Annotated in this window: 22 protein-coding genes and 1 pseudogene; 10 read left to right on the top strand and 13 right to left on the bottom strand. The window is 64.1% G+C overall.

The genetic code is table 11. The features are described 5' to 3' along the window. Positions 1 to 4 precede the first annotated feature (4 nt). From EA798_RS09930 to EA798_RS09890, 10 genes and pseudogenes are all read right to left on the bottom strand, one after another. Positions 5 to 448 carry a ketosteroid isomerase-related protein gene (locus tag EA798_RS09930; protein ID WP_106156119.1) on the bottom strand — a complete coding sequence of 148 codons (444 nt, stop codon included), beginning with the start codon at positions 446 to 448 and terminating at the stop codon, positions 5 to 7. Between the two features lie 112 nt (positions 449 to 560). Then, a complete protein-coding gene (locus tag EA798_RS20925; RefSeq protein WP_376780544.1) occupies positions 561 to 1265 on the bottom strand; it encodes a methyl-accepting chemotaxis protein in 705 nt (234 codons plus the stop codon). Between the two features lie 393 nt (positions 1266 to 1658). After that, positions 1659 to 2210: pseudogene (locus EA798_RS20920) on the bottom strand (MCP four helix bundle domain-containing protein); the annotation flags it as partial. Between the two features lie 147 nt (positions 2211 to 2357). Further along, positions 2358 to 3755: an ATP-binding protein gene (locus tag EA798_RS09920; RefSeq protein WP_106156118.1), complete on the bottom strand. Its 1398-nt coding sequence runs from the start codon at positions 3753 to 3755 to the stop codon at positions 2358 to 2360. Continuing rightward, entirely contained in the window at positions 3752 to 4429 is a 678-nt protein-coding gene (locus EA798_RS09915) for a response regulator (RefSeq protein WP_049340666.1), read from the bottom strand. The genes EA798_RS09920 and EA798_RS09915 overlap by 4 nt, the downstream gene beginning before the upstream one ends. 70 nt (positions 4430 to 4499) lie before the next feature. Next, the gene (locus tag EA798_RS09910) at positions 4500 to 5105 is read right to left on the bottom strand and encodes an outer membrane beta-barrel protein (protein WP_015278536.1); all 606 of its coding nucleotides are present in this window, start codon (positions 5103 to 5105) and stop codon (positions 4500 to 4502) included. Between the two features lie 134 nt (positions 5106 to 5239). Beyond that, positions 5240 to 5635: a hypothetical protein gene (locus EA798_RS09905; protein ID WP_122098836.1), complete on the bottom strand. Its 396-nt coding sequence runs from the start codon at positions 5633 to 5635 to the stop codon at positions 5240 to 5242. A gap of 47 nt (positions 5636 to 5682) precedes the next feature. Further along, positions 5683 to 6564, bottom strand: a complete 882-nt coding sequence (locus EA798_RS09900; protein ID WP_122098835.1) for a hypothetical protein — start codon at positions 6562 to 6564, stop codon at positions 5683 to 5685. Positions 6565 to 6588: 24 nt separating this feature from the next. Next, positions 6589 to 7083 carry a curli production assembly protein CsgB gene (locus EA798_RS09895; RefSeq protein ID WP_122098834.1) on the bottom strand — a complete coding sequence of 165 codons (495 nt, stop codon included), beginning with the start codon at positions 7081 to 7083 and terminating at the stop codon, positions 6589 to 6591. Positions 7084 to 7279: 196 nt separating this feature from the next. Further along, positions 7280 to 7864: a helix-turn-helix transcriptional regulator gene (locus EA798_RS09890; RefSeq protein WP_122099121.1), complete on the bottom strand. Its 585-nt coding sequence runs from the start codon at positions 7862 to 7864 to the stop codon at positions 7280 to 7282. Positions 7865 to 8127: 263 nt separating this feature from the next. Here EA798_RS09890 and EA798_RS09885 point away from each other — a divergent pair, with 263 nt between their 5' ends. The 4 genes from EA798_RS09885 (at position 8128) to EA798_RS09870 (ending at position 11920) form a co-directional block, all read left to right on the top strand. After that, entirely contained in the window at positions 8128 to 9843 is a 1716-nt protein-coding gene (locus EA798_RS09885; RefSeq protein WP_122098833.1) for an OPT family oligopeptide transporter, read from the top strand. Between the two features lie 69 nt (positions 9844 to 9912). Beyond that, entirely contained in the window at positions 9913 to 10986 is a 1074-nt protein-coding gene (locus EA798_RS09880; RefSeq protein WP_122098832.1) for an AI-2E family transporter, read from the top strand. Positions 10987 to 11103: 117 nt separating this feature from the next. Continuing rightward, a complete protein-coding gene (locus EA798_RS09875) occupies positions 11104 to 11475 on the top strand; it encodes a hypothetical protein (RefSeq protein WP_106156112.1) in 372 nt (123 codons plus the stop codon). A gap of 151 nt (positions 11476 to 11626) precedes the next feature. Then, complete coding sequence (locus EA798_RS09870; RefSeq protein ID WP_122098831.1) at positions 11627 to 11920, top strand: hypothetical protein; 294 nt, start codon at positions 11627 to 11629, stop codon at positions 11918 to 11920. A gap of 80 nt (positions 11921 to 12000) precedes the next feature. Here EA798_RS09870 and serA read toward each other — a convergent pair whose 3' ends face one another. Then, entirely contained in the window at positions 12001 to 13230 is a 1230-nt protein-coding gene (gene serA, locus EA798_RS09865; RefSeq protein ID WP_038665977.1) for a phosphoglycerate dehydrogenase, read from the bottom strand. Positions 13231 to 13429: 199 nt separating this feature from the next. On the opposite strand from serA, the gene EA798_RS09860 reads away from it, so the two are divergent. From EA798_RS09860 to EA798_RS09845, 4 genes are all read left to right on the top strand, one after another. Further along, the gene (locus EA798_RS09860; protein WP_106156110.1) at positions 13430 to 14824 is read left to right on the top strand and encodes an FAD-binding oxidoreductase; all 1395 of its coding nucleotides are present in this window, start codon (positions 13430 to 13432) and stop codon (positions 14822 to 14824) included. Positions 14825 to 14853: 29 nt separating this feature from the next. Further along, entirely contained in the window at positions 14854 to 15519 is a 666-nt protein-coding gene (locus tag EA798_RS09855) for a fumarylacetoacetate hydrolase family protein (RefSeq protein WP_122098830.1), read from the top strand. 85 nt (positions 15520 to 15604) lie between these two features. Beyond that, the gene (locus EA798_RS09850) at positions 15605 to 16507 is read left to right on the top strand and encodes an SdiA-regulated domain-containing protein (RefSeq protein ID WP_122098829.1); all 903 of its coding nucleotides are present in this window, start codon (positions 15605 to 15607) and stop codon (positions 16505 to 16507) included. Positions 16508 to 16584: 77 nt separating this feature from the next. After that, positions 16585 to 17481: an SdiA-regulated domain-containing protein gene (locus tag EA798_RS09845; RefSeq protein ID WP_122098828.1), complete on the top strand. Its 897-nt coding sequence runs from the start codon at positions 16585 to 16587 to the stop codon at positions 17479 to 17481. 31 nt (positions 17482 to 17512) lie between these two features. Here EA798_RS09845 and EA798_RS09840 read toward each other — a convergent pair whose 3' ends face one another. Both EA798_RS09840 and rpiA read right to left on the bottom strand, forming a co-directional pair. Then, positions 17513 to 17860 (bottom strand): YegP family protein, encoded by a 348-nt coding sequence (locus tag EA798_RS09840; RefSeq protein WP_122098827.1) that lies wholly within the window; start codon positions 17858 to 17860, stop codon positions 17513 to 17515. 98 nt (positions 17861 to 17958) lie between these two features. Next, complete coding sequence (rpiA, locus tag EA798_RS09835) at positions 17959 to 18630, bottom strand: ribose-5-phosphate isomerase RpiA (RefSeq protein ID WP_122098826.1); 672 nt, start codon at positions 18628 to 18630, stop codon at positions 17959 to 17961. A gap of 166 nt (positions 18631 to 18796) precedes the next feature. Here rpiA and ilvA point away from each other — a divergent pair, with 166 nt between their 5' ends. Next, the gene (ilvA, locus tag EA798_RS09830) at positions 18797 to 20311 is read left to right on the top strand and encodes a threonine ammonia-lyase, biosynthetic (protein ID WP_244221266.1); all 1515 of its coding nucleotides are present in this window, start codon (positions 18797 to 18799) and stop codon (positions 20309 to 20311) included. Between the two features lie 20 nt (positions 20312 to 20331). Further along, the gene (locus EA798_RS09825) at positions 20332 to 20760 is read left to right on the top strand and encodes a DUF2269 family protein (RefSeq protein WP_122098824.1); all 429 of its coding nucleotides are present in this window, start codon (positions 20332 to 20334) and stop codon (positions 20758 to 20760) included. Positions 20761 to 20782 lie beyond the last annotated feature (22 nt).

Here is a 20782-nt window from a genome sequence, read left to right as displayed (position 1 = left end):
CTGCTCAGGGCAGGGCTTTTTCGGCGTAGGGGCGGGTATCCAGGCCCAGCTGGGCGCGGAAGCTTTCCATGTCGAACATGGTGCAGATCTCCTGCACCTGCTGCGTCGGGGTGATGGACCAGAACGCCATGGCGGAAATGCTCAGCACCTTGTCGCTGGGCGGGTAGCCGAACGCCGCATGCTCGATGGTGCCGATCAGCGTGCTCCAGGTCACCACCCGGTTGCCTTCGGCGATGCATTCCTCGACCACCACCTCCAGCTCCGGCATGGCGTGACGGATCTGTCGGACCATGTCGAGAAACTCGGCACTGTGGAGCGGCCTTCCAATGAACGAGCTCTTGTAGAGAAAGTCCTTGCTGTGCAGATGCTCGGCGAGCGCCAGGTGACCACGATTCCAGGTCAGGTCGATGTGCTGGCGAACGAGTTTCTTGCGGTCATCCAGTGACATGCGCGCTCCATGAGGCTGCAGTTGGCTCGGCAGCGAACTCTAGCAGCGCCCAGCGTGCAGTGGGAGAGCCGGTCGGTAACCTGATCTGGAATGCCGCTTGGGGTTTGGGTGATCAGATTCGGAATCTCCCGACCTTGTTTTGCAGGTCGCTACCCAGCTCAGCAAGATCCACGCTGGCCTTTGCGGTGTGCTCGGCGGAAACAGCCGACCGTTCTGAAATGTCCCGTACCCGGATAACACTCAAGTTGATTTCCTCGGCTACTGCGCTTTGTTGCTCTGCTGCGGTTGCGATCTGCTGCATCATTTGCTGGATGCTGGCGATCATCCTGGAAATGTCTTGTACAGCGGCGCCGGTGCTGTCCACCCCTTCGACTGTCTGATCGGTCAAGTGGCGGCAAGTGTCCATCGTCGAGGCGGATTCGTCGGCAATCGCCTGCAAGCCCTGGATCAGGACCTGTATTTCCAGCGTTGCGTCTTGCGTGCGTTTGGCCAGATTGCGCACTTCATCGGCTACCACCGCAAATCCGCGCCCCGCATCTCCTGCTCTGGCGGCTTCGATTGCTGCGTTCAAGGCCAAGAGATTGGTCTGCTCCGCAACGGAGCGAATGACGTCCAGAACGCCCCCAATTCGCTCGCTCTCGTGCTTGAGTCGCATCATCGCGTCGGTGGCTCGGCCGACCTCGCTGGCTAGTCGACCGATTTGATCTATGGCTGCGCGAGCGGTGTCCTCACCCTGTTGCGCGTGCTGGTCAGCTGAAATCGCAGCCTGGGCGGCGTGTTCGGTGTTTCTCGCGACATCCTGCACGGTTGCAGCCATCTCATGAATGGCCGTTGCAACCTGCTCGACTTCCTGCTTTTGCCGGATAACGCTGCTGCTGGCCTGCTCGGTTGACTGAGACAGTTCTTCCGCGGCGCCAGAGATGACATCTGCGGAGCCCCGAATCTGCCCGATCAGGTCGGCCAGGCTGGATTGCATCTCGCCTAACGAAGCCATCACGCTACCAGGCGGAACCGCTGCTCGGTCCGTCAACCTGCGCATATCGCCGGAAGCGGCTTTTTTCGCCGCAGCCGAGAGCACGTCGGGCTCGGCGCCAAGTGTCCGCAGCAGGCTGCGGACAATGGCAAGGCCCAGGCCGATCGCCAGGGCGATGGCCAAAATGCATGCACCTACCAGCAGCTTGCGCTGGCCCTCGAACAGAGCTCTTTCCTCCTCAACCTCGGCTACGGCAATCGCCCGACTGTGCTGCATAAACGCTTCGGCAGCCTGAATCAGTTGGCGAAGGAGCGGCATGCAATCGTCGCTCATACGCTGGATGGCCTCCTCACGTTGCCCGTCGACAGCCAATCCGACGATGTCCAGTGCAACGGGGCCATACAAGCCTTCGACGCGCGCCAGTTCATCGAACAGCAGCTGTTCTTCTCTATCCTGTGAGGCGCGAAGCTGGAGGATCGCCGCCCTGAGCTTGCTGAGGGTGGCGCCTACTTCATTGTGGGCTTTGCTGACCATGGCATGTTCGGCATCACGTTCAGCCCGGGAGGAAACCAGAACCAGATTTCGCGCGTGAATCGCACGTTGCTGTGCAGCAACCAGCAGCTCGGACGCAAGCTCCTCTCTCAGGTTCACACCTTCGACATAGTTCGCGAACGCTTCGTTGGCCTGTTCGAGTTGAGCAATTGAAAGTATGGAAATGCTCAGGACTACGGCGGTGAGGGCAGCGAAGCTGAGCCCCAGCTTGGCTTTGACGGACGAGATAATTGCCATGGCGAACTCTCTGACAACGAGCTCCGTCCGTGGAGGTATGGAAGACTGGTGTCATAGTGGCATTATCGATTCCACGACAAATGCCTCGTTCGAGGTAGGGTTTCTCCTACCTTAGGCCATGTCGGAATACCGGCGTGCACGACTCGTCTAGTCGGTCCGCAACTTGATCTGGAAGGCTGCGCCGCCAAGTTCTGACTCGCCCAGGCTGAGTTCGCCGCCGTAGCTGTCGAGGATGTCCTTGACCACCGCCAGGCCGATGCCCTGGCCAGGGTGCTGGCCGTCGAGGCGTTCACCGCGACGGATGATGCGTGCGCGCTGGTCCACCGGCACGCCGGGGCCGTCGTCCTCGATGCCCAGCAGCAGGTCGCCGTCATGGGTGCGGGCGCTGATGCGGATCTGCCCAAGGCACAGCCGGTAGGCGTTTTCCAGCAGGTTGCCGAGCAGCTCCATCAGCGCGCCCTGTTCCATCGGCACGACACAGGGCTCGACCAGTTGCATGTCGATCTGCACGCGCTTGTCGCGATAGACCTTGTCCAGCGTGCTGCACAGGCTGTCGAGCAACGGCCGCAGCTCGACCCGGTGGCGCACCAGGCCGCTCTTGCCGAGGCTGGCGCGCTGCAGCTGATAGCCGATCTGCTGGCTCATGCGTTCGATCTGCGCCTGCATCACCTGCGCCTGTTCGCGGCTCTGGCTCTGCGCCGAGAGGGTCTCGCCGACGCCCTGCAGCACGCTGAGCGGGGTTTTCAGGCTATGCGCCAGATCGCCCAGGGAGTTGCGGTACTGCTCGCGCTGGCGGCGTTCGCTGTCCAGCAGGCGGTTCAGCGAGCGGGTCAGGCGCAGCAGTTCGCGCGGGTGGTCGTCGCTCAGCCGTTCACGCTGGCTGGCTTCGACCTGGTCGAGCTCGGCGCTGACCCGCTTGAGCGTGCGAAAGCCCCAGGTCAGGCCGAGCCAGAGCAGGGCCAGCAGCACCAGCAAGCCACTGCCCAGCCACAGATAGAGCTGCCGGCGGAACTCATCGAACAGGCTCAGGTACTCGCTGGTCGGCTGCATGGTGACGAAGCTGAAGGCGTTGTCGCGGCTGCCGGCCAGGTGCAGCTCGACGTCATAGACGAAGTACTCCACACCATCGGCATCGCGCACGCGCAGGAATTCGGTGGCGCCGCCCTCATAGCGCGGACGGTAGTCGATGCGCTCGTCGGCGGCCGAGCGCGAGTGCCAGATCAGCTCGCCGCGGCGGTCGTAGATGAAGCCGAGCAGCTGCGCATCCGGCAGGTCGAACTCCTCGTCCGGCAGCCGTTCGGGCATTTGCAGTCGGCCGCTCTCGACCTGTGCGGCGGTGATCAGCGTGCTGGCGTCGGCGGCCAGGCGCTGTTCGATGACTTTCTCGAAGGACAGGCTGAAGGCGCCCTGCAGCGCGGGCAGCAACGCCAGCATGAACAGCACGGCCAGGCTCGCGGCGCCGAGCATCAGGCGCAGGCGCAGCGACATGGCGCCGGTCAATTGATTGCGAACGCGCGCCTGCAGGCGGCGCCAGCGTCGACTCATCGGCAGCGCTCGGTGAACAGATAGCCGAGGCCGCGTACGGTTTCGATGGGTTTCATCGCGCACTGCGCCTCGAGCTTGCGCCGTAGCCGGCCGACCAGCACCTCGATGACGTTCGGGTCGCGCTCCTCGTCGCCGCTGTAGAGCTGTTCCATCAGCCGCTCCTTGGCCACTACCTGCTGCTGGTGACGCATCAGGTACTCGAGGATGCGGTATTCGTAGGCGGTCAGCGCCAGCGGCTCGCCGTTGGCCGTGGCCTGTTTGCGGTTGAGGTCCAGCAGCAGCGGGCCGGCTTCGATGGTGGCCTGGGTGAAGCCGCTGGAGCGGCGCAGCAGGGCGTTCAGCCGGGCTTCCAGTTCCTCGAACTGGAACGGCTTGACCACGTAGTCGTCGGCGCCGGCGGCCAGGCCTTCGACCTTGTCCTGCCAGTTGCCGCGGGCAGTGAGAATAAGGATGGGAAAGGCCTTGCCGCGGCTGCGCAGCTGGCGGATCAGGTCCAGCCCGCTGATGCCCGGCAGGCCGAGATCGATGACGGCAAGGTCGTGGTTGAATTCGTGGGTCTGATACAGCGCTTCTTCGGCATTGGGCACGGCATCGACGATATGCCCGCTTTCACCGAGCCGCGTCTGCAAGTGGTGGCGCAGCAGCGCCTCGTCTTCCACCACCAGCACTTTCATTTTTCTGCTCCCTGGGCAAACGGCCGGGCAATGCCCGGCCGTTGTTCAACGTTCTGTCAGCGTAATGCCATCAGAAGTGATAGTTCAGACCCAGATAGGCCTGCTTGCTGCTGTGCACATCGATCGAGCCCAGCTTGCCGACGCCGCGCTCGGACACTTCGGTACCGGCGTTGCTGCGCAGGTAGCGGTAACCGGCTTCCACCGAGGTGTTGTCGCCGAGCTTCTGCAGGATACCGGCCTGCAGGCCGACCAGGTAGCCGATGTCGCTGTCACGGGTATAACCCTTGGACTCGTTCTCCAGCTTGGTCAGACCGGCGCTGGCACCGCCGAACAGGCGGGTGGTGTCGCCCAGCGGGACGAACATGTCGTAGCTGCCGATCAGGTTCTGCTGACGCAGCTTGAGGCTGCTGCCGTAGTCGTCCGAAACGTTCTCGTAGGTCATGTAGTAACGGCCTTCGTCGGTCATCTGACCGGCGCGCACGCCCCAGGTGCCACTGTTCTTGATCACGTCATCGAAGCGGTTCTTGCCGTCCATGTTCTGCTTCAGCGAGCTGGAGCGGTCGGTGTTGACGGTGCTTTTGCCCCAGGTGAAACCGGCGAAGTTCTCGGCGGCATGGGCGCCGAAGCTGAAGATGCCGAGGGTGGTGGCGAGGGCCAGAGTGCTAAGTTTTTTCATCGGTGACTCCTTTTCAGGCAGCGGGATACTGACGGCCCCTAGCCTGAACGGTTGTCACTGAACCCTTCCTGAACCCTGGCTGAACCTGCGCTGAACGACCCGCCCATGTGCCACCGTTGGTCCGGCGCACGCACCTAGGCGATCTGCTGTGGCTCGTCGTTATCGTCCACGTCGACCTCATCCGCCGGGTAGCTGCGCAGTATCGGTGGCTGCTCGGCGTCGTCGATCCACCACTGCAGCTCGGCTTCGACACGACTGTCGTCCGCGATGCCGAGCCGGTTGCGCAGCGGACATTGCTCCGTCGCGGTAGCGGTGAGGGTGCCGCCCTGCGCCGTCTGGGCACTGCCAGCCTTGCCGCTGGAGCGGACCTTGAGGCGGAAGCGGACCTGCTGGCCGCTGCCCTTGAAGCACAGGGCGAGGGACAGTCGATCGTCCGCGACGGGTTGCAGTTCGAGGCTGGCGCGTACCGCAGCGTCAGCTGGCGGGGGGGCGGCGGCGAGCAGCCAGGTGGCGAGGGTCATGGTCAGCATCCGTTCTGTTTCCGTTGAAGCCGGTCCGTGGCTGGAGAGTCGAAGGGTTACTGCTGGACGATGGTCGCGCTGTTGCCGGTGCCGCTCTGGTGGATCGCTGCAGCGCTCGGCAGGCGGGTGTAATCGTTGGTCGGCAGACTCTGGCGAATGATCGCCTCGTTGGCGCTGCCCATCTGCGTGATGGTGGCCTGGTGGCTGTAGTTGCCCTGCTCGATGCTCGCCAGGTTGTCGTTGCCGTTCTGGATTACCGTGGCCTGGTTGGACATGAAGCGCTGTGCGATGTCGACGCTGTTGCCACTGCCGGTCGACGAACCGCTGATGCGGCCGCCGAAGCCGTTCTGCTCGACCGTTAGCCGGTTGCTGTCGCCGCTCTGGGTGAAGTCGAGTTCGTTGTGGTAGTCGCTCTGGTGGATATCCGCCGTGTTGTAGCTGCCGGCTTGAGCGAACGTCATGCGGTTGCCGTCGCCCTGAAAAATATCGGCCATGTTGCCCAGGCCGTCCTGGGACACATTCAGGCGGGCACCTTCGTAGTATCCCTGCTGGCTGAAGGTCAGCTGGTTGTCGTCGCCGCGCTGCTCGATCTGTGCGGTGACGAAGCTGGTCTGGCTGCCAGTGATCTGGTTGCCGTTGCCGACGCTGCTGGCATTGAGCGTACTGGTGCGTCCAGTCTGCTCGACCGTGGCGACGTTTGCATTGCCGATCTGTTGGAGGTTGGCGACCTTGAAGTAGGCCTCGCCGATCTGGGTGATGCTGGCCTCGTTGAGGTTGCCGATCTGGCTGACATCGATCGAGCTGGATTCGACCAGGCCGAGCTGTTGCAGCTCGGCGACGTTGTCCGCGCCGCGTTGCTCCAGTTCGATGCTGTTCTCGGCCAAGGCCTGGGTGGCGCCGAGGGCAAGCAAACTGGCGATCGCGACGGGCTTGAACATGTGTTTCTCCTTGGTCCCTGGCGGTTATCGACCCTGCACGATGTTGATCTGCTGGCCGACGCCGAATTGGGTGACGGTGCTGCGCAGCCCGCTCCCGGTTTGTTCGATGCGTGCGTCGTTATAGGCGCCGTACTGGCTGATGCTGGCCTGGTTGTCGCTGCCGGTCTGGCGGATGTCGGCGAAGTTGCCCTGGCCGACCTGTTCGACGATGGCCAGCAGGTTGTCGCCGTGCTGAAGGATGAAGGCCTCCTGGTCCGAGCCCTGCTGCAGTATCTGTGCATTCAGCGCCTGGCCGCTCTGGCGCAGTTCGGCCAGGTTGCCGTGGCCCATCTGCTGCACGTAGGCCGCCTGCGAGGAGGACAGCGGGACCACCTGCTGCGCACCGGAAACCGCGGGCGAAATGCCGATCGGCGCAAGGTCACCGTTATCCAGCAGGTCGGCGGCGTGCAGGGGCGCGCCGATCAAGCCGGCGAACAGTGCGAGTACAAGCGTGGCGCGGGACAGGGCAGGGCGGGTCATTGGTGTATACCGGATGACAGTGCACAGGATTCTTGAACGCCGCGTGCGCCTTTGAATATCCATCCGATGATGTAAAAACAGGCGTGTTTGCCAGTGTTCAGGGATTAATGCCGGTCCGCTTTCGCGAAGCCTCCGGCATCGAGCGCGCCGCTTGCGCTGCCGCCCGCGGTGCGGACGGCCACCCGCAGTCACGCCATCAGACGCTGCAGGTCTTGTCCCAATCCAGATGACTGCGCAGCAGATAGGCGGCCTCGGCACGGTTGGAGGCGCCGATCTTGCGTAGCAGGTTGTGGATATGACTCTTGATCGTGTGCGGACTCAGGCACAGCTGCTCGGCGATCTCCGCGTTCGACAGCCCCTTGCCCGCCAGGCTGAGGATCTCCCGCTCACGCAGCGTCAGGCTCGATTTGGTTTCGGCGAGCTGGCGCATCCGCCGCCATTGCCCCAGCAGCCGCTCGGTCAGCACACGCGGCAGCCAGTCGCCGCCCTGCAGCAGCACGCGGATACCTTCGAGCAGATGCTCGCGGGTGGCGTGGCTGTAGAAGACACCGCGAATCACCGGGTGCCGTTCCACCAGTTGTTCGGCCTGTTCGGGGACGATGTTCACCAGCGCCACCGGTGTCTGCTCATCCAGCTGATCGATCAGGCTGGAAATCTGTTCGGCCTCGGTATGACCGGCGTCCACCAGAAACAGATCGGCACCCGAGTGCTCGGCCGATTCCAGTCCGGCCAGCGACACCTCGACTTGCGCCTGCTCGCCGAGGAAGTGACGAAAAAACAGCCCCAGCAGCTCATTGCCGGTTAGCAGCGTGACAGTTGGGGAGGAAGTATCCCGTGTAAGCTCCGCGTCCATGTTCGGTACCTAGTCAGTCGGGCGTGATTGATTAAAAAGTTACTAAACGACCAGCACCTTGCAGCGAAGTTCAGCCGAGCGATGGCGAACGGGCATTATCCCGCCGTCACGTGCGCAACTCGGCCAAGGGGCGGGTGAGCCGCTTGGAAGGGGGCGCGTTTTTGCACCGGAGTGGCTGCTAAGGTAATCGCATGACTGCGACCAACTCTGCCGTTTCGCCTCGGGAACTTACTGCGCGTGCTCTGCTGACCGGGCTGCTGCTCGGTGCGCTGTTGGCGCCGTCCAATGTGTACTCGGGCCTCAAGATCGGCTGGTCGTTCAATATGTCGATCATTGCGCTGCTGATCGGCTTCGCTTTTTGGCAGAGCATGTCCGTTGCGTTCGGCCGTGCGCGTTGGTCGTTGCTGGAAAGCAACATCAACCAGACCACCGCTTCGTCCTGCGCGTCGATCATCTCCGGCGGGCTGGTGGCGCCGATTCCCGCCTATACGCTGCTCACCGGTCAGCAGCTGGACAGCCTGCCGCTGATGGCCTGGGTGTTCTCGGTGAGCTTTCTTGGCATCTGGGTGGCGTGGTATCTGCGCCCCTCGCTGATCGTCGAGTCGGGGCTGCGCTTTCCCGAGGGTATGGCGACCCTGGCGACGCTGCAGCAGATCTACAGCCATGGCGCCGAAGCCGGCCGCCGGCTCTGGGTGCTGGGCAGTGCGGCGCTGCTGGCGGCGGGGACCAAGCTCGTCGATACCTTCTTCTGGACGCTGCCGCGCTGGGCGCCTTCGGCGTCGCTGGAGCGCCTGACGTTCAGCTTCGAACCCTCGCTGCTGCTGCTCGGTTTTGGCGGCATCATCGGGCTGCGTGTCGGCCTGTCGCTGTTGCTCGGTGCCCTGCTTGCCTGGGGGTTGATCGCGCCCTGGCTGCTGGCCGAAGGCCTGGTGCGTCTGCCGGCCGGAGCCGAGGGGCCGCAGTTCGCCGCGCTGATCGAATGGCTGCTGTGGCCGGGTGTGAGCCTGATGGTCTGCGCCACGCTGACTTCGCTGGGGTTGCGCCTGCTGCGTTCGCGCTCGTCAGCGGCGCCCCGACAGGCGATGTCGCGGCACCCGAATGGCTGGCCGATCGCGGGTCTCGTGCTGGCGGTGCTTCTGGTGCTGGTGTTGCAGATCAGCCTGTTCGGCATCGATCTCTGGCTGGCGTTGCTGTCGATTCCGCTGGCGCTGATGCTGGCGATGGTCGCTGCGCGGGTGGTCGGCGCCACCGGGATTCCACCGATTGGCGCAATCGGGCAGCTGTCGCAGCTGAGCTTCGGCGTGTTCGCCCCGGGCCAGGTGCCGGTCAATCTGATGAGCGCCAACACCGCCGGTGGCGCGGCGGGGCAGTGCACCGATCTGCTCAACGACTTCAAGGTTGGCCATGTCATCGGTGCGGCGCCGGCTCGCCAGGCGGTGGCCCAGTGCTTTGGCATTCTGCTGGGCAGTGTGGTCGGCGTGCTGGCCTATCAGCTGCTGATCCCCGACCCGCAGCGCATGTTGATCACCCCCGAATGGCCCGCCCCGGCGGTGGCGACCTGGAAGGCCGTGGCCGAAGCATTGACCGGCGGTCTCGGCGCGCTGGCTGCCGATGTGCGCTGGGCGATGCTGGCGGGTGCGCTCTGTGGCGTGCTGCTCGGGACGCTCGAGGGCGTGCTGCCGGAGCGCCGCCTGCGCTGGTTGCCGAGTTCCGCGGCGCTCGGCCTGGCATTCATCATTCCGGCCTCGATCTCGCTGATGATGACGCTGGGTGCCGTGCTGGCCTGGGCCTTCGCCTCGCGCTGGCGCAGCCTCGGCGAGCGTTTCGTGATCGTCGCAGCGGCGGGGCTTGTCGCGGGCGAAAGCATGGCCGGCGTCGGCGCCTCGCTCTGGCAACTGCTGCGCTGATTGGCGTCGGGCCTGAATTAAAGCGTCCCGTGGCCTGTCGTACCCCTTGTACTCATCAGGGGGAGAAGCATGTCCACATCCACGTCGCAGAACGACGCCAAGCAGGTGGCCAACCGCACCATGGTGCAGGCTGCTGTGCTCGCCGCAGTCGTGCTGTTCTGCATAGTCGCCTGGCTGGCCTTCGATTTTCTGTTGCTGCTGTTCGCCTCGATCCTGTTCGGTGTGTTGATTCATGGCGTAAGCCAGTGGATCAGTGATCACACCTCCATGCCCTACAAAGCGGCCATGCCGGCATTCTTCCTGGTGATGTTGCTCGCCCTTGGCGGTGGTGGCTGGCTGGTCGCGCCAAATATTGCCGAGCAGGCCGATGCCCTGTCCGATTCCTTGCCACAGGCCGTCGCGCAGCTGCGTGAGCGTGCCGAGCAGCTGCCCTGGGCGAACGAACTGATGCAGCAGGGCGATCGCCTGGAAGACTCTCTTCCTGACGGCTCCAGCGCCTTCAGTGTGGTGACCAAGGTGATGGGCTCGGTGGCGGGTGCCTTGAGCAGTTTCGTCATCGCGTTCGCCATCGGCATCTGCCTGGCGATCAATCCGCAGGTCTATGTTCGAGGGCTGCTGAAGCTGGTTCCGCTCGGCTACCGGTCGCGTGCCGGCGAGGTGCTTGGCGAAGGCGGCGCGACCTTGCGTGCCTGGCTGCTGGCCAAGCTGCTGGAAATGCTGCTGATCGGCGTGCTGACCACCCTCGGCCTCTGGCTGCTGGGCATCGAGTTGGCCCTGGTGCTCGGGCTGATCGCCGGGTTGCTGTCGTTCATACCCAACATCGGCCCGGTGCTGGCGGTGATTCCGGCGCTGCTGCTGGCCTCTCTGGAGGGTGGCCGTACGGTGCTCTATGTCGCCGGGCTTTACCTGTTCGTCCAGGCGCTGGAGAGCTACGTCTTCACGCCGCTGATGCAGCAACGCATCGTTTCGATCCCGCCCGCGCTGACCATAGCCGTGCAGCTGCTGTTCGGCTTGCTCGCCGGCACGCTCGGGCTGCTGCTGGCGACACCGCTGGCCGCGGTTGGAATGGTGCTGGTGCGCATGCTGTATGTGGAGGATCTGCTCGGCGACCGCAGCGAAGCGACCGACGGTTCTTCCCCATAGCCGCTCTGCAACAGGCCTCACGGGCCCTGTCATGTTTTGTAAAGGCTGCCGAGGAAACCCCTGCTGCGGCGTGCTGCCGGAACCTGTGAACCCCTTGAAAAGTTGCAGGAGAACATCATGACCATGCACAAGATTGCGGCATTTACCCTGGCTGGGCTGATTTCTGGCGCGGCGTTCGCGGCTGGCAACACCGGTACTGATACAGGCACCGGCACTCACGATTCGATGGGCCACGGTACCCATGAACAAGGCACCATGGGCGGCACCGGAACAGGCACCGGCATGGGTACTGGCGGAACTGGCACGGGCAGCGGAATGGACAGCGGCGCGGGCACGGGTACCGGCAATATGCCGGGCTCCGCAGACCGCCCGGCGACCACACCCGGTAGTGATACCGGCACCGGCGTCGATGCCGGCGGCGATGGCGCAACCGGGCAACAGGGCACTACGGGCACTGGCGGCGAAGGCGGCGCACGCGGCGCCTATTGATCGGAGCAGATCAGCAACGGCCCGGCAGGCAGCGCCTGTCGGGCCGTTCTGCGTCTGGCGGTCGACCGCTCGGCTGCTTGTGGTGTTGTAGCGGAAACCTTTGCCGGCGCAGCTGGGCCGAAAGCGAACCAATCCTTATCGGAGGTGCACGATGAGCATGCTGCGCTTGAGCATTCTGATGGTTTCGCTGGCTGGCGCCTCGGTCGTCATGGCTGACGGCACCGGCCCCACCCATCCGGACAAGGCGCGCCAGCATCCGCTGGACAGCAGCGAACCGCGTGGCGAGACGGGCGAACAGCCGCAGGATGCGGAGAAGCTCGAGGCACCGGTGCTGCAGCCGCGTCAGGCACCGATCGAGACGGATGTGCCGCCCATGCCCGAACCGCGGGATGAGCAGCCCGGCTCGGAAGTGGACGCCGCGGGCAACCGGGTGCTGCGCAGCTAGCGGAAGCCGATCGGTCCAGGCGTGCAAACGAAAAAGGGAGGCCGAAGCCTCCCCTTTTTCAGTACCGCCCGGTCAATGCATCAGAACAGCACGCGGCTGCGGATGGTGCCGTTGACGTGCTGCAGCTTCTCCAGCGCCAGATCGGAGTATTCCTTGTCCACATCGATGACGACGTAACCGACCTTCTCGTTGGTCTGCAGGAACTGGCCGCAGATGTTGATGCCGTTGTCGGCGAAGACCTTGTTGATCTCGCTCATCACGCCCGGAATGTTCTGGTGGATGTGCAGCAGACGGTGCTTGCCCGGGTGCGACGGCAGGGCGACTTCCGGGAAGTTGACCGAGGACACCGAGGTGCCGTTGTCGCTGTACTTGACCAGCTTCTCGGCGACTTCCAGGCCGATGTTTGCCTGCGCTTCGGCGGTCGAGCCACCGATGTGCGGCGTCAGGATCACGCGATCCAGGCCACGCAGCGGGCTTTCGAATTCCTCGTCGTTGGATTTGGGCTCGACCGGGAATACGTCGATGGCGGCGCCGATCAGGTGCTCGTCCTTGATCGCGGCGGCCAGGTGATCCAGCTCGACCACGGTGCCGCGGGCGGCGTTGATCAGGATGGCGCCCTTCTTCATGGCGCGGATTTCCTTCTCGCCGATCATCCACTGGGTGGATGGCAGCTCGGGGACGTGCAGCGAGACGATGTCGCACATGCCCAGCAGCTCGTACAGCGAGCCGATCTGGGTGGCGTTGCCCAGCGGCAGCTTGGTCACCACGTCATAGAAGAAGACCTGCATACCCAGCGCTTCGGCGAGCACCGACAGCTGCGTGCCGATGGAGCCGTAGCCGATGATGCCGAGCTTCTTGCCGCGGATCTCGAAGGAGTTGGCCGCCGACTTGATCCAGCCGCCGCGATGGCAGGAAGCGTTCTTCTCCGGAATGCCGCGCAGGAGCAGGATGGCTTCGGCCAGCACCAGTTCGGCCACCGAACGGGTGTTGGAGTAGGGCGCGTTGAATACCGCGATGCCACGCTCGCGAGCAGCATTCAGGTTGACCTGGTTGGTGCCGATGCAGAAGCAGCCGACGGCGATCAGCTTCTTGGCCGCATCGAAGACCTCTTCGGTGAGCTGGGTGCGCGAGCGGATGCCGATGAAGTGAACGTCGGCGATCTTCTCCTTCAGCTCCTCGGTGGACAGCGCGCCCTTGAGGTACTCGATGTTGGTGTAGCCGGCCGCCTTGAGGGTATCGACGGCGTTCTGGTGCACGCCTTCGAGAAGAAGAAACTTGATCTTGCTCTTGTCGAGAGAGGTCTGGCTCATCTGCATTAAAACCTTAAGGCCGAAGGATAGGACTGAAGTGTCCAGCGAAGGCTGGCCGACCCGCGATTGGCGGTGTCGGGAGTCTGCCGAGGCACGTTTCAAAGGGGTGCGTATGCTAGCATACGAGCCCCGCGAAACACCCCCACCCCTGTGCTGAAGCGTGCTCAGGGTGACCATGAATCGTATGAGAGTTCCCGTGATGACCGACCCCGCCCTGATCGATGAGCTGAAAACCCTGGTCGAGCCCGGCAAAGTGCTGACCGACGCCGATTCGCTGAATGCCTACGGCAAGGACTGGACCAAGCATTTCGCTCCGGCGCCCTCGGCCATCGTCTTTCCCAAGAGCATCGAGCAGGTCCAGGCCATCGTGCGCTGGGCCAACGAGCGCAAGGTCGCGCTGGTGCCCTCGGGCGGTCGTACCGGGCTCTCGGCTGCCGCGGTGGCGGCCAATGGCGAGGTGGTGGTGTCGTTCGACTACATGAACCAGATCCTCCAATTCAACGAGATGGATCGCACCGCCGTCTGCCAGCCCGGCGTGGTCACCGCGCAGCTGCAGCAGTTCGCCGAGGACAAGGGCCTGTATTATCCGGTGGACTTCGCCTCCGCCGGCTCCAGCCAGATCGGCGGCAACATCGGCACCAACGCCGGTGGCATCAAGGTGATCCGCTACGGCATGACCCGCAACTGGGTTGCCGGCATGAAGGTGGTGACCGGCAAGGGCGACGTCCTCGAGCTGAACAAGGACCTGATCAAGAACGCCACCGGCTACGACCTGCGCCAGCTGTTCATCGGCGCCGAGGGCACCCTGGGCTTCGTCGTCGAGGCGACCATGCGTCTGGAGCGTCAGCCGACCAACCTCACCGCACTGGTGCTGGGTACCCCGGATTTCGACTCGATCATGCCGGTGCTGCATGCCTTCCAGGACAAGCTGGATCTGACCGCCTTCGAGTTCTTCTCCGACAAGGCGCTGGCCAAGGTGCTCGGCCGTGGCGACGTGCCGGCACCGTTCGAAACCGACTGCCCGTTCTACGCGCTGCTGGAGTTCGAAGCCACCACCGAGGAGCGTGCCGACCAGGCGCTGGCGACCTTCGAGCATTGCGTCGAGCAGGGCTGGGTGCTCGATGGCGTGATGAGCCAGAGCGAGCAGCAGCTGCAGAACCTGTGGAAGCTGCGCGAGTACATCTCTGAGACCATCAGCCACTGGACGCCGTACAAGAACGACATCTCGGTCACCATCGCCAAGGTGCCGGCCTTCCTCAAGGAAATCGACGCCATCGTCGGCGAGCACTACCCGGACTTCGAGATCGTCTGGTTCGGCCACATCGGCGACGGCAACCTGCACCTGAACATCCTCAAGCCCGATGCCATGGACAAGGACGAGTTCTTCGGCAAGTGCGCGACGGTGAACAAGTGGGTGTTCGAAACCGTGCAGAAGTACAACGGTTCGATCTCCGCCGAACACGGCGTCGGCATGACCAAGCGTGACTACCTCGAGTACAGCCGCTCGCCGGCGGAAATCGAGTACATGAAGGCGGTCAAGGCGGTGTTCGATCCCAACGGGATCATGAACCCGGGCAAGATTTTCGCGGCCTGAATGGGCCCACGGATTACCAGGAGTCTTCGATGAGCTACCAGCACCACTACACCGATGGCACGCCGATCCACTACCCGCTGGGCAAGGTGGTCTGCATCGGCCGCAACTACGCCGAGCACGCCAAGGAACTGAACAACCCGGTGCCGACCGAGCCGCTGCTGTTCATCAAGGCCGGCAGCTGCACCGTGCCGCTGGAAGATGGCTTCAGCATCCCCGGCGATCGGGGTGCGGTGCACTACGAAGCGGAAATCGCCGTGCTGATTGGCAAGCCGCTGTCGCGCAAGCCCAACGAGGAAGAGGTGCGCGATGCCATCTCCGGTTTCGCCCCGGCGCTCGACCTGACCCTGCGCGACGTGCAGGCCAGGCTGAAGGAAAAGGGCCACCCGTGGGAGATCGCCAAGAGCTTCGACGGCGCCTGCGTGCTGGCGCCATTCGTGCCGGGCGACGCGGTGGAGGATCTGGGCGACATCGGCATTCGCCTGACCATCAACGGCGAAGTCCGCCAGGACGGCAACAGCAGCCAGATGCTCAGCGCCATCCTGCCGCTGCTGCAGCACATCGCCGGGCATTTCAGCCTGCAGCCGGGCGACGTGGTACTGACCGGCACGCCGGCCGGTGTCGGCCCGCTCAACCAGGGCGATCAGCTGGTGCTGGAGTTGATCGGCCTGTCGCGCTTCGAGAGCCGCGTGCTCTGATTCGGACGCGGCGGGGCAAGCCCGCCGCTTCTTTGCGAACCATTCTCGTGCTGTAATCCGGCACCTTCTGCCGGAACGCTCCTCGATGCCTGTCCGTTATTCCCGCTGGCGCCTGATCGTCGCCGCTGCCCTGTTGCTGCTGTTCGTTGCCCTGCTGGTCGCCGGTCGCCTGTTGCACTGGGACGCTCAGCTGCGGCTGTACTGGGGCGAACACTCGGTCAGCGCCGAACAGCGTGCCGCGGGCATCTGGCTGCCGGACTACGAGCTCGCGCTGGAAACCACGCTGGCCGGCCTGGAGCAGGACGAAACCTCGGGGCTGACCTGGAATCCATTGACCGGCACGCTGTTCACCGTCACCGGCAAGCATCCGCAGCTGGTCGAGTTCACCCCGGCCGGCGTCGTGTTGCGGCGCATCGCACTGACCGGCTTCTCCGATCCGGAAGCGGTGGAGGCGCTGGGTGACGGCCGCCTGGCCATTGTCGATGAGCGTCGCCGGCTGGTGGCGGTGTTCTTCCTCGAGCCGGATGTCGAGAGCCTTGATCTGGAGGACCTGGCCAGTTATGACCTGGGCTTCGCCGATGCCGGCAACAAGGGCTTCGAAGGCCTGGCCTGGAACCCGCATACGCAACGCCTGCTGCTGGCCAAGGAGCGCGACCCGCAGGGCCTGTTCGAGCTGCCGTTTCCGGGTGAAGACGGCGCAGTCGGCGCGCTCGAGGCGCTGCCCAGCCAGCCGCTGATAGTTCGCGATCTGTCTTCGGTGACGATCGATCCACGCAGCGGTCATACGCTGCTGCTGTCCGACGAGTCGCGCTTGCTGGTTGAGCTCGATCGACAGGGCCAGCCGCGCAGCTTCATCGCGCTGTTTGGCGGTCTGCACGGTCTGGTGCAAGGCATCGCACAGGCCGAGGGCGTGGCGATGGATGGCGAGGGCAACATCTACGTGGTCGGCGAGCCCAACCGTTTCTACGTCTTCAGCCGCAAGCGCTGAGACATGGCCCGCCGTTAAGCTTGGTGTAAGCCGTGCCGAGCACAATCGCGGTCTCGAGTTAGAAGAAAGTGGGCGTTATGCGTGCGTTGAAAATTCTCCTGCCTGCGCTGCTGGGCGTGACGGTGCTGCTGGCGGTTGCCGCTGGCGTTCATTACCGCCTGTTCGAGCGTGGCTGGTTCCATCTCAATCAGTGGCATCAGGGCGAGCAGGCTCAGGACGCCTCGCTGTGGCTGCCGGATTACCAGGCGACCATTCAGGGCAAGGTGATCAGTGGAATCGATGACGATCTCTCGGCGCTGACCTTCGATCCGGATCGCAACAGCCTGATCGCCGTTACCAACGGCAAGCCGCACTGGCTGGAGCTCAGTCTGGAGGGTGAGCTGCTGCGCGCGATCCCGCTGGTGGGTTTCGGTGATCCGGAGGCCATCGAATACATTTCCGAGGGCGTCTACGTGATCAGTGACGAACGCCTGCAGCGCCTGCTGCGTATCGAGGTCAACGAGCAGACCACGCTCATCGATGCGGCGCAGGCCCAGCAGCTTTCGCTGGGCATCGATCTCAACGGCAACAAGGGCTTCGAGGGGCTGGCCTACGATACGGCTGGCAAGCGCCTGTTCGTCGCCAAGGAGCGCGACCCGGTGCGCATCTATGAAATTTCCGGCTTTCCGTTTGCCGAGCCGACGCCGTCGGTGCATATCAACGAACACGAGGCCCGGCTTTTCGTGCGCGACCTGTCCAGCCTGCAGTTCGACGAACAGACCGGGCATCTGCTGGCGCTATCCGACGAGTCCAGGCTGGTAGTCGAGCTGGATGGCAAGGGTCAGCCGCTGAGCAGCCTGTCGCTGAGTGCCGGCAAGCATGGGCTGAAAAGCAATGTGCCGCAGGCGGAGGGCATCGCGATGGGGCCGGACGGCACCCTGTATGTGGTCAGCGAGCCGAATCTGTTCTACGTGTTCCGTAAACCTGCCGGGTGATTGGTAACCTTCAGCCGATCACCCGGCGACCTCACGCGATTGACGAGGCACTTTCGTCCTGCAGCGCGGCATTCGGCGCGTTGCGGCGAACCGAGTCGCACCCCTGCTCGGCGCTATGCAGGCTGGCGTACATCTGGCTCTGGCCAATGACCTGGCCGTTGGCTGCCTTGAGCACGAAATAGAACTTGTCGTTGCTGGACTCCCTGACCTCGAAGGCATCCTCGCGCACTGCATTCTTGCGTACCGAATCGATACCGTTCAGTGCCGAAGCGTGGGCCTTGTACTGTTCGCTGGACAGCACAACCTGGCCATTGCTGGCCAGCAGGTTGAAATGGAACTGGCCGTTGCTGGCGCGCTTCAAGTGGAATTTGCCGGACATGGCGACACCTCCTGTGAAGTGGTGCGTCGGACTCGACGCAGCACTTCAAAGCGTAGCCGCCAACCTGGCGCAGCGCCGGGGCGCTGCGCTCGGGAGGATCAGCGCTTGAGGGTCTGTACGCCGTCTTTGGTGCCGAGCAGCAAAAGGTCGGCCGGGCGCTTGGCGAACAGGCCGTTGCAGACCACGCCGACGATGTCGTTGATCTTGCCTTCCAGTTCCGGGGCGAAGCCGATCATCAGGTTGTGCACATCGAGGATGACGTTGCCGTTGTCGGTCACCACGCCTTCGCGGTAGACCGGGTCGCCGCCCAGCTTGACCAGCTCGCGGGCGACATGACTGCGTGCCATCGGAATCACTTCCACCGGCAGCGGGAAGGCGCCCAGCTGTTCGACCAGCTTGCTGCCATCGGCGATGCAGATGAAGGTCTTGGCCACCGCGGCGACGATCTTCTCGCGGGTCAGCGCCGCACCGCCGCCCTTGATCAGCTCGAGGTGCTTGTTGGCTTCATCGGCGCCGTCGACATAGAACTCCAGCTCGCTCACCGAGTTCAGGTCGTAGACCGGAATGCCGTGCTGCTTCAGGCGCTCGGCGGTGGCATCGGAGCTGGCCACGGCGCCATCGAAGAAGCCCTTGTGCTTGGCCAGCAGATCGATGAAGAAATTGGCAGTGGAGCCGGTGCCGACGCCAACGATGCTGCGGTCGCTGAGGTGTGGAACGATATGGTCGACGGCGGCCTGGGCGACGGCCTGCTTGAGCTGATCCTGGGTCATGGCGGGAATCCGGGCGGGAAAGACGAAGGCTCGGATTATAGCCCTCTGCCGGCGGCGGGTCTTGTCTGCTGCGGATGCCGAAGCCGTCGTGGATTGCCGGTGGTCGCCGGGGGCTTGCGGGGGGTAGACTCCTCGTTCCCCCGCACTGCCCGCCAAGACAGCCAGAATGCTCGAACATTACGTCAAGAAGATCCTCACTTCCCGCGTCTACGACGTCGCCATCGAAACCCCGCTGCAGCCCGCCCGCCAGCTTTCCGAGCGAATCGGCAACCAGATTCTGCTCAAGCGCGAGGACCTGCAGCCAGTGTTCTCCTTCAAGGTACGCGGCGCTTACAACAAGCTGGCGCAGCTGTCGGCCGAGGAACTGGCGCGGGGCGTGGTCACCGCGTCGGCTGGCAATCACGCCCAGGGCGTTGCGCTGGCGGCCAAGCAGTTGGGCATCAAGGCCACCATCGTCATGCCGCGCACCACGCCGGAGCTGAAGGTTCAGGGCGTGCGCGCCCGCGGCGGCAAGGTGGTGCTGCATGGCGATGCCTTCCCCGAGGCGCTGGCCTATTCGTTGAAGTTGGTGGAAGAGAAGGGCTACGTCTATATCCACCCCTACGACGATCCCGACGTGATCGCCGGGCAGGGCACCGTGGCGATGGAAATCCTCCGCCAGCACCAGGGGCCGATCGACGCGATCTTCGTCCCGGTGGGCGGCGGCGGCCTGGTGGCCGGTATCGCCGCCTATGTGAAGTACCTCTATCCGCAGACCAGGGTGATCGGTGTCGAGCCGGATGATTCCAATTGCCTGCAGGCGGCGATGGCAGCGGGTGAGCGTGTGGTGCTGGAGCAGGTCGGGCTGTTCGCCGATGGCGTGGCGGTGGCGCAGATCGGCCAGCATACCTTCGAGATCTGCCGGCACTACGTTGATGAGGTCATCACCGTCAGCACCGACGAGATCTGCGCGGCGATCAAGGACATCTACGACGATACCCGTTCGATCACCGAGCCCGCCGGCGCGCTGGCCGTGGCCGGGATCAAGAAGTATGTCGAGCGCGACGGTGTAAGCGGCCATGTGCTGGTGGGCATCGATTCCGGCGCCAACGTCAATTTCGACCGCCTGCGCCACGTTGCCGAGCGCGCCGAGCTGGGCGAGAAGCGCGAGGCGATCATCGCCGTGACCATTCCCGAGCAGCCGGGCAGCTTCAAGGCGTTCTGCGAAGCCATCGGCAAGCGCCAGATCACCGAGTTCAACTACCGCTACCACACCGACCGCCAGGCGCACATCTTCGTCGGCGTGCAGACCCACCCGGAGAACGACCCGCGCGCCGCGCTGGTGCAGGGGCTGCGCGACAAGGGCTTCCCGGTGCTCGATCTGACCGATAACGAACTGGCCAAGCTGCACACGCGGCACATGGTCGGCGGGCACGCCGCCGGCGTCAGCGACGAGATGGTGCTGCGCTTCGAATTTCCCGAGCGGCCCGGTGCATTGTTCAATTTCCTCAACAAGCTGGGCGGGCGCTGGAACATCTCGATGTTCCATTACCGCAACCACGGCGCCGCCGATGGCCGGGTAGTCGCGGGACTGCAGGTGCCGGCCGACGAGCGCCATCTGGTGCCGGCCGCGCTGGACAAGATCGGCTACCGCTACTGGGACGAAAGCGAGAACCCGGCTTACAAGCTGTTTCTCGGCTGAACAGACATAAAGGATCGCGAATGGAACACTATCTGACCCTACGAATCGTGCATGGCGCCACCGCGGTGCTGTTGCTGCTGGGTGTGATCGTGCACCTGATCATGCTGTGGAAAGCCGGACGCGGCAGTGACGAAGCCGTGCTGCAACGCAAGCTGCAGCGCACCCGGCGGCTGTCGCTGCCGTTGCTCGCGGCGATCGGTCTGTCGCTGCCGGTCACCGGCTGGTGGCTGACGCATCTGGCCGGCTGGCCGCTGGGCCAGTTCTGGCTGCTGGCCAGCTCCGTGCTGTTCCTCGTGCTGATCCCACTGGTGTTGCTGCTGGCTGGCCGTCTCGGTGCCTGGCAGGCGCCGGGCAGCCCTACCGCGGCACGTAATGCCGCTATCTATGCGGTGCTGGTGCTGGCCGTGCTGATCGCGATCACCGCCCTGATGGGCGCCAAGCCGGTCTGATCCGACCGGCTCGGGCATGGCT

Origin of the sequence: Pseudomonas songnenensis (genome assembly GCF_003696315.1) — a bacterium.
GTDB classification, from domain to species: Bacteria; Pseudomonadota; Gammaproteobacteria; order Pseudomonadales; family Pseudomonadaceae; genus Stutzerimonas; species Stutzerimonas songnenensis.
This window is presented reverse-complemented; position numbering and strand designations above follow the sequence as displayed.